A 14,909-nucleotide genomic window follows, 5' to 3' on the forward strand; every position below is an offset into this window, starting at 1 on the left:
AAAATTTCACCACAAAACCATTAATTAAACACTACTTTTCTTAACAAAAAATAGTACATCTTCAAAAAACTGCAATTTATACCAGTTATAAATATAACCAAAAATACCTCAATCATTTTATTTTTATTAATTTTAAAGGGCATTTAAAAAAATGAATTACAAATACTAAAACCAAAATGATGGCTTTAAGCACTTCAAAAGATCTAAAACTCGCTGTTCTTATTGATGCCGACAATGTACCTTACAGCAATGTAAAAGGAATGATGGAAGAAATTGCGAAGTTTGGAACCCCTACCACTAAACGCATTTATGCCGACTGGACAAAACCAAACTCAAATGGCTGGAAAGGGGTTTTACTGGAACACGCCATTACCCCCATTCAGCAATACAGCTATACCATTGGAAAAAATTCTTCTGATTCTGCCCTTATAATTGATGCAATGGATTTACTGTATTCCGGAAAACTGGACGGTTTTTGCATTGTTTCCAGCGACAGCGATTTTACACGTCTTGCCATTCGATTACGAGAATCCGGTATGAAAGTAATTGGTATTGGAGAAAAGAAAACCCCCAATTCTTTTATTGTGGCCTGTGACAGATTTATATACATCGAAGTTCTGGACGGCGCTATTCAGAAGAAGAAACCCAAAGTTACGACTACAACCGACACTAAAAAACCGGTCGAAAAACCGGCTGAAAAAGCACTGCATAAAATTGACAAACAAACCATTGACCTTATCGAGGCTACCATTGAAGATATTGAAGACGACGATGGCTGGGCATTTTTAGGAGATGTTGGAAATCTTATTGTAAAGAAAAAACCAGAATTTGACCCTAGAAATTATGGCTTTTCTAAACTTACTCCAATGCTAAAATCACTGACCGATATTCTTGAAATCGACGAAAGAGAATCGGACAAAAAAGGAATTAAGCACGTTTATGTACGCCTGCGATTCAATTGATTATAAATTATTACTCTTTAAATACTTGCAAACATGAGAAAAAAATTCTTCATCTATGGATTCTTATTGTTTCTAATTGTTTTAGCAATTTATCTTTACACGAAACGAGGTTTTTTACTGGTAATTATTCTACCTATATTATTAGTGGTAGGTATTTACAACGCTACTCAAAAAAAACACGCGATTTTAAGAAACTTTCCGGTTTTGGGCTATTTCAGATATTTATTTGAAATGATTGCTCCCGAAATCCAACAGTATTTTATTGAACGATCAACCGATGGGAAACCATTCTCCAGAAACCAGCGCTCTATGGTTTATCAAAGGGCTAAAAACATCGATTCAAATACGCCTTTCGGAACGCAGCAAAATCTGAATCATGACAGTTACGAAGGAATAAAACACTCCATCTTTCCCGCAAAAGTTAACGAGGAATTACCTCGTGTATTGGTGGGCGGAAAAGACTGTAAACAACCTTATCTGGCCTCGTTATTTAATGTTTCGGCAATGAGTTTCGGTTCGCTAAGTGAAAATGCCGTTCGTGCCATAAATATTGGTGCCCAAAAAGGAAATTTCTATCAGAATACCGGAGAAGGTGGTTTAACTGAATTTCATCTTGCGGGTGGTGGCGATATCACCTGGCAAATTGGCACCGGGTATTTTGGCTGCAGAGATACTGAAGGCAACTTCAGTCCTGAAAAGTTCTCCGAAAAAGCCAATCTTCCTAATGTAAAAATGATCGAAATTAAGCTTTCACAAGGAGCAAAACCAGGGCATGGCGGTGTACTTCCGGCGAGAAAAAATACCGAACAAATTGCTAAAATCAGAGGAGTTGAACCTCACACCACCATTCTTTCTCCTCCGGGACATCATGCCTTTTCAGACACCAAAGGTCTTATCCGTTTTGTAGCACAATTACGTGAACTGTCCAACGGAAAACCTATTGGATTTAAATTATGTATCGGAAATACTGCCGAATTTGAAGCCATTTGCCACGAAATGATTACCGAAAATATTTTCCCTGACTTTATTACTGTTGATGGTGCTGAGGGAGGTACGGGAGCTGCTCCTTTAGAGTTTGCCGATGGCGTAGGAATGCCGTTTGAACCTGCACTAATATTTGTAAACAAAACGCTAGTTGGCTTAAACATTCGCGATAAAATTCGCATTATTGGAAGCGGGAAAATCATTTCCGGCTATTCCATTCTCCATGCAATAGCTTTGGGTGCCGATATGTGCAATAGCGCACGTGGTTTCATGTTTTCATTAGGCTGTATTCAAGCCTTGCGTTGTCACAATAACGAATGCCCGACCGGAGTAGCCACTCAAAACAAAATGCTCATGAAAGGCTTGGTGGTAACCGATAAATCCGATCGCGTGTATCATTTTCATAAAAACACCTTACATTCTGCCAACGAGCTTTTAGCAGCAGCAGGTAAAAAAAGTTTTAGCGAAGTCGATATTAATATTTTCATGCGGGGTGATGAATTTGGCAATTTATCTGACAACTATTTCCCGGACAACTTAACAAATGTAACAAAACATTAAAAAAATACTTATAAAACAAAAACCAATACATAGCTTTTTTATTACATTTGTATAGATGTTAACTTATTTAACCACTAAGATAAATCGTTAATCCTTTAACCAACTAAACAAATTAATCAATGCTATTAACACCCAAAGGCTATCGCATAGAAATGCTTGATCACCATCAAAAAGAAAATCTGGCAAATGATTTTATTCACGGATTTAAAAATGTTTCGGAATACATCAATGGTGTTTGCTACGAAACCGTTGCCTATGTTCAGTATTTACTACATCCCACAAAAATTTCACTCCGCGAAATGGAAACCATTACAGGTAAACACTGGGTGGAGAAATTCACTACACAGAGAGAGTGGACAGGCGAAACAATTCCCGCAGGAACTGCTATTGGCTTTTATCGTATCAATTCAAGCGGTTTCTTTCATTTTGCATTAGGAGCCGGAGGAACTCAAATTCGTGCCGTTAACGGATTAACACTTGGAGCAAGCTGGACATTTGAAGTCAATCTTCCATCTGTTCTTGGACCAAGAAACGAAGATGGTACCTACAACTATGACAATAGCAAAATCAGAGTTTATCTAATGTACCTCTAAAAACAAAAGCTTATAATTATAAAGAAATAAAAGCCCTATCCAATATAGTTATTATTTTAACAAATTCGGAAGGGCTTCTTTATTTATAACCTCTTTTGCCAAAACCGTATTGTCATCAGCCAAAAAGTAAGCATCGAACCTTACTCCTTCTTCGATCAATTCCTGAGGAATTTTATTCTCTTTTATCATTTTTTTCAACAAAACCGGAAATGACGAAACAGCTGCCAATTTATTCGATTCATTTTCTTTTAAATTGGTTTCAAACCTCAATTCAATTTTATCATCTTCAAGATAACCTCTTGCCGTAGTAAGTGTTATGTTTTCTTCATGAAAACTCTTGGCTGTACTCTTATTATAGGTAACGACATATTCCTGGAGTTTTTGCTTTGTATTTTTACAACTCACCAAAGACATTACTAAGGCCGCGGCAAATAAGGTTTGTATTATTTTCTTCATCCTGTTTTTTTATTTTTTTTTATAAATCATTAAGCTCTAAAAGCATCTCAAGATAATAATAATCTCTCTAATTTCTAAAACTGAAAGAAAACAACCCTCTTTAAACTTTTCGATTGTATCAAACGCTTACTATTTTACCACCTAATTCCTATCTTTGTTTCACTTAAAATGCCATGTTAAAATTGAAAAAGCCAAGAATCTACTACCTATTTGCATTTCTTTGTGTGATTTGCTGTGGAATTCTCTCCAGAAAAATTACAGTCCTTCCACTCTATTTTGGAGATGCGCTGTATGCCGTCATGATCTATATATTAGTCAGAATCTTATTTTTTAACCAAAAAACCTCCATTACTGCGATAATTTCATTGACCATTTGCTACGGAATAGAATTTCTTCAGCTTTATCAGGCAGATTGGATGATTACGCTTAGGAAAACTCTTTTTGGCAGATATGTTCTGGGACAAGGCTTTTTATGGAGCGATCTTCTTGCCTATACATTGGGAATTACAACTGCTTTTATCATCGAAAAAATTATATTAAATATACCACCTATGAAAATCGTATTCGCATCAAACAACAAAAATAAAATCCAGGAGATTCAAAGTATTCTTCCTGAAAACATAAAAATAGTAAGTCTCGAAGAAATTGGCTGTTTTGAAGACATAGAAGAAACAGCAGACACCATTGAAGGAAATGCCATTTTGAAAGCCAATTATGTAACGGAAAAATACGGATACGATTGTTTTGCTGACGATTCAGGCTTAGAAGTGACTGCTTTAAATGGTGAACCAGGAGTATATTCAGCCCGATATGCAGGCAAGCAACGCAATGACGATGACAATATGAATAAACTTTTAGACGCCTTAAAAGACCAACCAGACCGCAGCGCCCAGTTCAAGACCGTTATTACTTTAAACTTAAAAGGAGAACAGCATTTATTTACCGGAATTGTAAAAGGAAGTATCACTTTGGAAAAAACAGGAGATCAGGGTTTTGGCTACGATCCGATTTTTCAGCCTGAAAACTATACTAAAACATTTGCTGAATTACCCCGAGAAGTAAAAAATACCATAGGCCATCGCGGAAAAGCAACTCAGCAACTAATTGATTTTCTGAATTCAACCAAATAATTGTTTAAAATACAACATTTTAGAGTACAAAATTGATATTTCGTGACGTTTTTTTTTAGAGAATTCTTCATTTTTCGATAAAAATGATTTTACACTAAACATAACTTTTTGATAATCAAATCATAACAAATACATAATTCTTAAAAGAGCATTAGTTTATCTGAATAATTAACAGTAATTTTGCACCCTATTTTAAATACACATATGAATAAATTTGAACAATTAGGATTGAATGAATCGTTACTGAAGGCGATTTTAGATCTAGGATTTGAAAATCCGTCAGAGGTACAGGAAAAGGCGATTCCCCTATTATTGGAAAAAGACACAGATATGGTTGCGTTGGCTCAGACAGGGACAGGGAAAACGGCAGCTTTCGGTTTTCCGCTAATTCAAAAAATTGATGCTGACAACAGAAATACACAGGCATTAGTTTTATCGCCAACACGAGAACTTTGTTTACAGATTACCAACGAACTTAAAAACTACGCAAAATACGAGAAAGGTATTAATGTTGTAGCAGTTTACGGCGGGGCTAGTATTACAGAGCAAGCAAGAGAAATAAAAAGAGGAGCACAAATTATTGTGGCTACTCCGGGAAGAATGCAAGACATGATTAACAGAGGATTGGTTAACATTAAAAACATAGATTACTGTGTGCTTGATGAGGCTGACGAAATGTTAAACATGGGATTTTATGACGATATCTGCTCTATTTTATCAGATACTCCGGACGAAAAAAGTACATGGTTGTTCTCTGCAACAATGCCGCAAGAGGTTGCCAGAATTGCAAAACAATTCATGAGCGAACCATTAGAAATCACAGTTGGAACTAAAAATTCAGGTTCTGCAACGGTTTCTCACGAATTTTACTTAGTAAATGCACGTGACCGTTACGAAGCCTTAAAACGTTTAGCCGATGCTAACCCGGACATTTTCTCTGTGGTTTTCTGTCGTACTAAAAGAGATACTCAGGCTGTAGCCGAAAAATTAATTGAAGATGGATATAGCGCTGCTGCGTTGCACGGAGATTTATCTCAGGCACAACGTGACGGGGTAATGAAATCGTTCCGTGGAAGACAAATTCAGATGCTTGTTGCTACTGACGTTGCTGCACGTGGAATTGATGTTGATAACGTAACACACGTTGTAAACTACCAATTACCTGATGAAATCGAAACGTACAACCACCGTTCAGGTCGTACCGGTAGAGCAGGAAAATTAGGAACTTCTATTGTAATTGTTACAAAAAGTGAGTTGCGTAAAATTTCTTCTATCGAAAGAATCATCAAACAAAAATTCGAAGAAAAACCAATTCCATCCGGAATCGAAATCTGCGAAATTCAATTGTTACACTTAGCAAACAAAATTAAAGATACTGAAGTTGATCACGAAATTGACAACTACTTACCAGCAATCAACAATGTTCTTGAAGGTTTATCTAAAGAAGAATTGATTAAGAAAATGGTATCGGTAGAATTTAACCGTTTCATCGCTTATTACAAAAAGAACAGAGATATTTCAACTCAATCAGGTGAAAGACGCGAAAGAAACGATTCTGAACCAAGAGAATTCAACAACAACGGAGCAGTTCGTTATTTTGTAAACATCGGCTCAAGAGACAACTTCGACTGGATGTCACTTAAAGATTACCTGAAAGAAACATTAGACTTAGGTCGTGATGACGTTTTCAAAGTAGACGTAAAAGAAGGTTTCTCTTTCTTCAACACTGATCCTGAGCATACAGAAAAAGTAATGGAAGTATTAAACAACGTACAATTAGAAGGACGTCGTATTAATGTTGAAATTTCTAAAAATGACGGTGGCGGAAGACGTGACCATAACAATCGTGGTGGCGGAAGAAATTCCGGATCAAGAAGAGAAGGAAACTTTGCTCCAAGACGTGAAGGTTCAAGTGGCGGATTCAGAAGCGACAGAAACTCTGCTCCAAGAGAAGGTGGTTTCAGAAGTGAAAGAGGTTCTTCACCAAGAAGAGAAGGTGGTTTCAGAAGCTCAGCTCCAAGAAGCGAAGGAAGTTCAGACAGAGCTCCAAGACGTTCTGAGAGCTTTGGTGATTCTTCAAGACCAAGAAGACCAAGAAGAGATTAATACTTTAATATCTTAAAATACAAAATCCCAAATTCCGAACATAATTGGAATTTGGGATTTTTTTTTTATTCAAATCTCCCCCTCTACAAATGAGTTTTGTCATCCCTAACAATGTAATTCAAACTTCCTTCTCACTTTTTATTTAAATACTAAAAGCTACACTGTTGCCTTTGTTAATTTTCTTATAATTATATTCGAAGACTGCAAAATATTTAATCGTGATTTACTACTTTTAGAACTTTAAATCAGGATATGAAATATTTCGCAGTTTTCTTTTTTACACTATTATCAGCCGTCGGTTTCGCGCAAGACACTGAGTCTGCCGTCCCGCAAAGAGTTTCAGGCTACATTATCAACGACAATAGTAAACAACCTCTTTCTAATGTAAATATCATCAACACAAACAAAGTACGTGGTGCAAAATCTGATGCTAAAGGGTATTTTGAAATTGATGTTCAGCTCAACGATACTATTCACTTCTCGATTTTAGGTTTTCAATCTTTAAGGGTCAGAGTAACCAATGACTGGATTAAAAATAAAGTAACCCGAATTCAGCTTACCGAAAAAGCAATTGCACTAGAAGAAGTAATTATTGCTCCTTTTAATTTAACCGGTTACCTTGAAGTCGATTCAAAATTAATTCCAACCAAAGAAAATTACCGTTATAGCATTTCCGGTCTTACACAAGGATATGAAGCTGGTGAATATTCACCAAACGCTTTTGGTAAAGTATTGGGTTCTATTTTCAACCCCGCCGACATGCTCTACAATTTCTTTGGTAAAAATGCAAAAGAGCTCAAGAAACTTAAGGAAATGCGAAAGGACGATACGGTTCGCAACCTGTTAGAATCAAAATTTGACCGTGAAACTGTCTCTGTACTTTTAGGAATCAGCAAAGACGAAATCCCAGATATACTGCAACGTTGTAACTACTCCGATTCCTTTATACAAACAGCAAATGATTTGCAGATTATGGATGCCATTAGCGGATGTTACGAACAATATAAAGTATTAAAAAGGAATTAGAAAATTACTCTTAGCTTAAAATATACCAAATCCTCATTTTTTAAAATTGGGGATTTTTTTATTCCTTTACATCACATTATCAAACAAATAAAACTAAAAACCATGCCTATAATACCTTATCAAAATATAGACTGGAGCTTAATTCCTAAAACAGAACATAACGGAGAAACCGGAACAGCATACTGGCAGACATTACAATTAGAAGGGTTACGCATTCGGAGAGTTACATATTCTGAAAATTATACTGCCGATCATTGGTGTCAAAAGGGACATATAGTACATTGTCTGGAAGGAGAATTAATTAGTGAGCTACAGAACGGAGAAAAATTTAAACTTTCTAAAGGGATGACTTATGTTGTTTCAGATAACGCAAGCTCTCATCGTTCTATAACTACTGATAGAGTTGAGCTATTAATAATCGATGGCAATTTTTTAAAATAACATTGCAAACCAATAAAAATATACAAATCTTCAATCTTCAAGGTTGGGGATTTTTTTATCTCTTTTTTGAAACAACAAGATCGCAACCTTATTATACATTTCAAGACTTAGGCTAATAAATGTAGCGTTTGACATTTTTTTTGACTAAATTAGACATCCTACTACTCTTGAAAATCCAGTTTAAATAAAATAATACCGTAAAGACCATGACAGATATTACCCAGAAAATTTTAAATTTTATCGATCTTCAGAAAGGAGAAGAAAATAAAAAATCGGTAATCGAAAACATAACCGGCGCGGTTTCTTTTAGAGGATCAAACATTTGGATTCTTGCCTGTGCCATTATTATTGCCTCTGTAGGACTAAATGTTAACTCTACAGCGGTTATCATTGGCGCCATGCTTATTTCGCCTTTAATGGGACCTATTGTTGGTGCCGGTTTTGGTTTAGGAATGTACGATTTTGAACTTCTGAAAAAGTCCATGAAAAACCTGCTGATCGCAACAGTGGTAAGTTTAAGCACTTCGGCTATTTATTTCTATATTAGTCCGTTTAAAGAAGCGCAATCCGAATTACTGGCAAGGACTTCTCCAAATATCTATGACATACTTATTGCCTTTTTTGGCGGTTTAGTAGGCGTAATTGCTGTGACCAGAGTAGAAAAAGGAAACCCAATTCCGGGTGTAGCGATTGCAACTGCTCTTATGCCTCCACTCTGTACTGCAGGCTACGGACTGGCACTTGGAAATTATGCGTACTTTTTTGGCGCCCTTTATCTCTACACGATCAACTGTGTATTCATTTGTATTGCCACTTTTGTGATCGTAAAATTCTTAAATTACCCCGTTACAAAACAACTGGATCTACAACAGCAAAAGAGAGTAAAGTATGGGATTACACTGCTCATTTCACTATTAATTGTGCCTAGTATCTATTTTGCCTATCAATTGTATATTCAAAAAAGCTACACTTCCAGAACCGAAATTTTTATACAAAAGGAATTCCTCGATAAGGACTATCCTATTATCTATAAAAAAATCAAATACAATACTACCCCCAGAAGAATTGAGCTGGCTTTTTTAGCCAAAAAATTTAATGATGGGGAAATTATCAATCTTAATAAAAAATTAACTGAGTATGATCTTCCCAATACTAAATTGATTATCAGACAAGATACCGTTAATTTAAGAAAGGATATTATGAATCAGATCAACAACAATCAAACTGTAGTCGATCAAAAAGACATCTTGATCAATAGTCTTCGAAATCAACTAGAACAATATCAATTCAATACTACTCAGATTAATAACGAAGCAAAAATACTTTTTCCCGCTGTTACGTCTTTAAAAATTGGTAATTACAATATTGAAGAAGAGCCTAATAAATCGAAAATAATCCCTGTAGTTCTTTTTCAAAGCAAGAAAAAAATTGATTCAGATACTAAACAAAAAATAAAACTATGGCTAAAAGAAAGACTTGCCAAAGATTCCGTTGAAGTATATCAGCAGAATTAGTTTTCAGTTTACAGTCGCAGTTTGCAGTTTCTTAAAACTGAATACTACAACTGTAAACTGCAAACTGAGACTGAATGTTATTATTTAACAGGAATGTTCGAAAGGATTTCCAATACAAATTTCCAGTATTTCTGAGCTGATGAAATGCTCGCTCTCTCATCAGGAGAATGCGCCCCGTGAATAGTCGGACCAAAAGAAATCATATCCATATCCGGATAGTTTGTTCCTAAAATTCCGCACTCCAGACCTGCATGACAAGCTACTACTTTTGGTTTCTCGTTATTTTGTTTCTCATAAATTCCAACCAAAGTATCTAAGATCTCCGAATTTACGTTTGGTGTCCAACCAGGGTAAGAACCCGAAAGCTCCACTTCACAACCTACCAATTCAAAAGCAGAACGCAAAGCATTAGCCAAGTCAAATTTTGAAGTCTCAACAGAAGAACGTGTTAAACATCCGATAGTTATTTCGCCATCTTTCACAATTACTCTCGCAATGTTATTTGATGTTTCAACTAAATTTTCCATATCGGCACTCATTCTGTATACTCCGTTATGAGCCGCATAAATAGAACGAATAATACCTTCCTGCACCCCTAAATCCATTACTTTCTCCGGTAAGTCGCATTTTACGATTTCAATAGATAAGTTAGGTTCGGTCGTTTTGTACTCCGCCTTAATGTCATTGATGATTTCCTGCATATCAAAAATATACGCCTCATCAAACATTTCAGAAATAATTACTTTGGCGACACTTTCTCTCGGAATTGCATTTCTTAAACTTCCTCCATTAATCTCCGCTACCTGCAGTCCGAAATTTTCAAAAGCATCAAACAGCAAACGGTTCATGATCTTATTTGCGTTCCCTAATCCTTTATTAATATCCATACCTGAGTGACCTCCATTAAGCCCTTTTACGGTAATAATATGTCCAACTGATCCTTCCGGAACCTCTTCTTCATTATAAGTTCTTGTAGCGGTTACATCAATTCCTCCTGCACAACCAATATCAATCTCATCATCTTCTTCTGTATCTAAATTCAAAAGAATCTGTCCTTGCAAAATACCTCCTTTAAGATTCAGGGCTCCGGTCATTCCGGTTTCCTCATCAATTGTAAACAAAGCTTCTATAGCCGGATGCGGAATATCTTTGCTTTCCAAAATTGCCATAATTGTCGCTACTCCCAATCCATTATCCGCACCAAGTGTTGTACCACGCGCACGAACCCAGTCACCATCAACATACATATCGATTCCTTGAGTATCAAAATCAAAAACAGTATCTGCATTTTTTTGGTGCACCATATCCAAATGTCCCTGCATTACAATTGCTTTGCGATTTTCCATTCCCGGAGTTGCCGGTTTTCTGATGATTACATTTCGGATTTCGTCTTCAAAAGTTTCTAAACCTAAGCTGTTTCCAAAGTCTTTCATAAATTCAATTACACGCTCTTCTTTTTTTGACGGACGTGGAACGGCATTTAAATCGGCAAACTTATTCCATAGTGCCTTTGGTTCCAGATTTCTAATTTCCTGACTCATTATATTTTTGTTTGTAGTTTAACAATTAAGTGCCCCAAAGTTACAAAGTTTAAATGCTTTTTTCGTCACAAATTTCACGAATTAGCATTAATCTGATGACTTAAAAACAAATTCCACAAAACGTCTCTTTTTTAGTTCTAATATTGTATTTATATTTACGTAATTCAAAACTAAAATTGTGAAATCGAAATACATCTTACCCCTATTTCTTGTTGTTCAGATTATCCTCTTAAAAATCCTCCCCTTTTTTCCTGATTTTGTAGAAGGGCTCTACAGCAACAACTTATACATTAGAATTTCACATTTTTCCAGAACACTTTTAGGTAAAGTTTCATTCTCTGTAGGCGATTGCATTTATGCTATTTTAATTTTATCAGCGATAAGCTGGTTTTGGAAGATTAGAAAAACATGGAAAACAAATTGGAAAGATCATGTTTTAACGATGCTGAGTAAAATTTCCATTTTTTACTTTTTTTTCCATCTCCTTTGGGCCTTCAATTATTATCGCGAACCTCTATTTGAAAAAATGCAAATCACAAAGGAATATAGTGATGCCAACTTATTAGTTTTTACAAAGAAATTAATCTTAAAAACGAATGAGATTCAACTTCTTATAACTAAAAACGACAGCGCTAAAATTGTCTTTCCATACACTCAAAATGAAGCTTTTAGAATGAACTTAAACGGATATGAAAATCTGGCAAAAGAATACCATTATTTCAGCTACGAGATTCCGAGCGTTAAAAAATCGCTCTTTAGTCTGCCATTAACTTATATGGGCTTTGGAGGTTATCTTAATCCGTTCACTAATGAAGCACAGGTCAATGATTTATTACCTATGTATAATTTTCCCGTAACGACCTGTCATGAAATGGCGCATCAAATGGGGTTTGCCAGCGAAAGTGAGTGCAATTTTATTGGGGTTCTGGCTTCGGTTAAAAATGATAATTTGTACTATAAATATTCCGGTTACAGCTTTGCGCTACGCTATTGTTTAGGCATCTGGCAGGTTAAAAATGAAACTATTTTTAAACAATTAAAAAAACAAATCCATCCGGGAATTCTAAAAAACTATCAGGAAAGCCAGGATTTCTGGAAACAATATGATACTTTTATTGATAAAGGCTTTCATGTTTTCTATGATAATTTTTTAAAAATAAATCATCAGAAAGACGGCTTGGAGAGTTATAGTAAATTTGTAGACTTGATGGTGAATTATTATAAGACCAGAGAATTGTAAAAAATCACTGGAAATTACACTGGGGTTTTTAGCCACAGATTATTAGGAATTAAAAAGATTTCCTTCAGATGCTTTTAGTTGAAATAAATAATAGTAAATAACCCTGACCTCAGATTTATGACAAAAATCTATTTAAATCTTTATAATCTGTGGCAAGCAAAAAAAAATAAACAGTACCTTGTAACAAAATAGATTTCAACACTACTAATAAATTTATGAGCGAAAATCTAGAACAGTCATTTGTTACGCAATTGCAGGCAAATCAGAATATAATCCACAAAATATGTAGATTATATACTGCCGGCGAAGATGCTCACAAAGATTTGTTTCAGGAAATCACTATACAGCTCTGGAAAGCGTATCCAAAATTTAGAGGCGACAGCAAATTTTCGACCTGGACGTATCGAGTTGCCTTAAACACCGCTATTACCTTATACCGAAAAACTAAACGAACCGTATCAACCGTAGAATATGAAAGTCATCAGCATTTTATAAAAGATGTTGATTACAATTATGAAGAAGAAGAACAGATTAAATTGATGTACAAAGCAGTTTATCAGCTTAATGACATCGAAAAAGCATTAGTTTTTATGTATTTAGAAGACAAAGATTATCAAGAAATAGCAGAAACCTTAGGAATCAGCGAAGTGAATGCTCGTGTGAAAATGAACAGAATTAAAGGGAAACTTAAAAAAATACTAAATCCTTAAAAATTATTATGAAAGAACTGGATTTATTAAAAAAAGACTGGAAAAAGAACTCGGATTCTTTTGAACAAATATCAGAAAAGGAAATCTACAAAATGATTCACAAAAAATCGTCTTCCATCGTGAAGTGGATTTTAATTATCAGCATTTTGGAAGTACTGTTTTGGACCATCTCGAACTACTTTTCAAATGTAGATGCTGATCTAAAGAAAATGAATCATCCTGAGATCATTCTGGTAATGGATATTTTATTGTATTTTAATTATATCGTAATTTTTGTTTTTATCTACTTTTTCTATAAAAACTATAAAACCATCACCACTACTGTTTCTACCAAACTGTTAATGAGCAGTATATTAAAAACCCGAAAAACGGTTCAGTATTATGTTTGGTACAATTTAGGTATGCTTGTGGTTTCGTCTATACTCAGCTTTTTCATCGGATATGTTTACAATCCGGATATGGCAATTATTAGAGAAAAATTAGCCTTAAATGGAAAAGCAATGCTGTTCTCAATCGGCGCATTGGTATTGCTTGTGCTGGTTCTTTTCGGAATCTTCTGGGGGATTTACAGATTACTTTACGGAACACTGTTACGCAGGTTATATGCAAATTATAAGGAGCTTAAGAAAATTGATTTCTGATAAGAGGTGCTAAGAAACTAAGGCACTAAGGCTCTAAGAAACCAAGTTCTTAAGTTTATTTTGAAACTTGAAACTTGAAACTTGAAACTTTGAACCCTGAAACAAAAAAAACAATCTAAAATCAGAAATCTAAAATAACTAGTAATCCCATCTTCTCATTTTATTAAGCTCTTCCTGTACTTTGATTTCTTCTGCCGGAATAACTTTTAAAAAGGAAGGATGTTGTTCGATTGCATATTCTACTTTTTCAACAATTTCTTCGATGGTATCGTTTTCATAATCAATTTCAAGAGGTTCTTTGATGATGAAAGACTGTAAAATTCCTTTCTTTTTCATTCGTAGTCCTTTTTTATCAAAAGAACGACGGAAACCGTCAATAACAATTGGAATTACTACAGGTTTGTGCTGTTTGATGATATGTGCCGTTCCTTTACGAACAGGTTTAAATGACTTGGTTGTACCTTGCGGAAATGTAATTACCCAGCCATCTTCGAGTGCAATTCTGATATTTTCTGTATCGTTTGGGTTAACATCACGCTTTTCGGTAACATCAACACCTTTTGCACGCCAGGTTCTTTCTACTGTAATCGCTCCAACGTAAGCCAAAATTCTTGGCAATAATCCGGCCTGCATGGTTTCTTTGGCAGCAACATAATAAATATTCATTTTGGGCTGCCACAAATATCCGATATTCTTAATAGTATCCTGACGTCCGCTTAAACTTGCGTTAAACACATGAAACATCGCCACAACATCAGCAAAATAGGTTTGGTGATTCGATATAAACAAAACATTTGTATCCGGCAGCGTTTTAATAATTTCCGATCCTTCGATCTGCAATTCGTTAAAACCTCTATATCTTCGGTGAGTCATGGCTCCCAAAATACGGATCAACCATTTCTTGATGAATAATATATGTCCGAAAGGATTTCGTTTAAACAATCCCATAGCTGTCAATTGTATTATTTTATTAGGACGCAAACTTACAAAAATTATTCTTTTAC

The 14,909-nt window shown here is 35.2% G+C and carries 14 protein-coding genes and 1 pseudogene; 12 read left to right on the forward strand and 3 right to left on the reverse strand.

Features of this window, described 5'->3' with window-relative positions; genetic code table 11:
* The first annotated feature begins 179 nt into the window (after nucleotides 1-179).
* From B0A80_RS17505 to B0A80_RS17515, 3 genes are all read left to right on the forward strand, one after another.
* Entirely contained in the window at nucleotides 180-962 is a 783-nt protein-coding gene (locus B0A80_RS17505; protein ID WP_089078127.1) for an NYN domain-containing protein, read from the forward strand.
* A 33-nt stretch (nucleotides 963-995) separates the two neighbouring features.
* Nucleotides 996-2,507 (forward strand): FMN-binding glutamate synthase family protein, encoded by a 1,512-nt coding sequence (locus B0A80_RS17510; protein WP_070906808.1) that lies wholly within the window; start codon nucleotides 996-998, stop codon nucleotides 2,505-2,507.
* A 119-nt stretch (nucleotides 2,508-2,626) separates the two neighbouring features.
* Nucleotides 2,627-3,100 carry a hypothetical protein gene (locus B0A80_RS17515; protein WP_083342498.1) on the forward strand — a complete coding sequence of 158 codons (474 nt, stop codon included), beginning with the start codon at nucleotides 2,627-2,629 and terminating at the stop codon, nucleotides 3,098-3,100.
* 51 nt (nucleotides 3,101-3,151) lie between these two features.
* Here the strand turns inward: B0A80_RS17515 and B0A80_RS17520 are convergent, their stop codons facing one another.
* Complete coding sequence (locus B0A80_RS17520; RefSeq protein WP_089078128.1) at nucleotides 3,152-3,556, reverse strand: hypothetical protein; 405 nt, start codon at nucleotides 3,554-3,556, stop codon at nucleotides 3,152-3,154.
* A gap of 299 nt (nucleotides 3,557-3,855) precedes the next feature.
* Here B0A80_RS17520 and B0A80_RS21030 point away from each other — a divergent pair.
* The 6 genes and pseudogenes from B0A80_RS21030 to B0A80_RS17545 form a co-directional block, all read left to right on the forward strand.
* Nucleotides 3,856-4,002: pseudogene (locus B0A80_RS21030) on the forward strand (DUF2809 domain-containing protein); the annotation flags it as partial.
* A gap of 105 nt (nucleotides 4,003-4,107) precedes the next feature.
* Nucleotides 4,108-4,686, forward strand: a complete 579-nt coding sequence (locus tag B0A80_RS21035) for a non-canonical purine NTP diphosphatase (protein ID WP_070906813.1) — start codon at nucleotides 4,108-4,110, stop codon at nucleotides 4,684-4,686.
* A 204-nt stretch (nucleotides 4,687-4,890) separates the two neighbouring features.
* Nucleotides 4,891-6,792 carry a DEAD/DEAH box helicase gene (locus tag B0A80_RS17530; RefSeq protein ID WP_089078130.1) on the forward strand — a complete coding sequence of 634 codons (1,902 nt, stop codon included), beginning with the start codon at nucleotides 4,891-4,893 and terminating at the stop codon, nucleotides 6,790-6,792.
* A gap of 252 nt (nucleotides 6,793-7,044) precedes the next feature.
* Nucleotides 7,045-7,818 (forward strand): carboxypeptidase-like regulatory domain-containing protein, encoded by a 774-nt coding sequence (locus B0A80_RS17535; protein ID WP_089078131.1) that lies wholly within the window; start codon nucleotides 7,045-7,047, stop codon nucleotides 7,816-7,818.
* A gap of 102 nt (nucleotides 7,819-7,920) precedes the next feature.
* Entirely contained in the window at nucleotides 7,921-8,259 is a 339-nt protein-coding gene (locus tag B0A80_RS17540; protein WP_089078132.1) for a DHCW motif cupin fold protein, read from the forward strand.
* 206 nt (nucleotides 8,260-8,465) lie between these two features.
* Nucleotides 8,466-9,773 (forward strand): DUF389 domain-containing protein, encoded by a 1,308-nt coding sequence (locus B0A80_RS17545; protein WP_089078133.1) that lies wholly within the window; start codon nucleotides 8,466-8,468, stop codon nucleotides 9,771-9,773.
* An 80-nt stretch (nucleotides 9,774-9,853) separates the two neighbouring features.
* Here B0A80_RS17545 and B0A80_RS17550 read toward each other — a convergent pair whose 3' ends face one another.
* Nucleotides 9,854-11,314: an aminoacyl-histidine dipeptidase gene (locus B0A80_RS17550; RefSeq protein WP_089078134.1), complete on the reverse strand. Its 1,461-nt coding sequence runs from the start codon at nucleotides 11,312-11,314 to the stop codon at nucleotides 9,854-9,856.
* 178 nt (nucleotides 11,315-11,492) lie between these two features.
* Between B0A80_RS17550 and B0A80_RS17555 the strand changes: the two genes are divergently transcribed.
* The 3 genes from B0A80_RS17555 to B0A80_RS17565 all read left to right on the forward strand — a co-directional run bounded on the left by B0A80_RS17555 (nucleotide 11,493) and on the right by B0A80_RS17565 (nucleotide 13,905).
* Nucleotides 11,493-12,554: a DUF3810 domain-containing protein gene (locus B0A80_RS17555; RefSeq protein WP_089078135.1), complete on the forward strand. Its 1,062-nt coding sequence runs from the start codon at nucleotides 11,493-11,495 to the stop codon at nucleotides 12,552-12,554.
* Between the two features lie 215 nt (nucleotides 12,555-12,769).
* A complete protein-coding gene (locus B0A80_RS17560) occupies nucleotides 12,770-13,264 on the forward strand; it encodes an RNA polymerase sigma factor (RefSeq protein WP_017497354.1) in 495 nt (164 codons plus the stop codon).
* A gap of 8 nt (nucleotides 13,265-13,272) precedes the next feature.
* On the forward strand, nucleotides 13,273-13,905 hold the full coding sequence (locus B0A80_RS17565; RefSeq protein ID WP_017497353.1) for a hypothetical protein: 633 nt from the start codon (nucleotides 13,273-13,275) through the stop codon (nucleotides 13,903-13,905).
* A gap of 138 nt (nucleotides 13,906-14,043) precedes the next feature.
* On the opposite strand, the gene B0A80_RS17570 is transcribed toward B0A80_RS17565, so the two are convergent.
* The gene (locus B0A80_RS17570; RefSeq protein ID WP_017497352.1) at nucleotides 14,044-14,853 is read right to left on the reverse strand and encodes a lysophospholipid acyltransferase family protein; all 810 of its coding nucleotides are present in this window, start codon (nucleotides 14,851-14,853) and stop codon (nucleotides 14,044-14,046) included.
* Nucleotides 14,854-14,909 lie beyond the last annotated feature (56 nt).

Origin of the sequence: Flavobacterium tructae (assembly GCF_002217475.1) — a bacterium.
Lineage (GTDB): Bacteria > Bacteroidota > Bacteroidia > Flavobacteriales > Flavobacteriaceae > Flavobacterium > Flavobacterium tructae.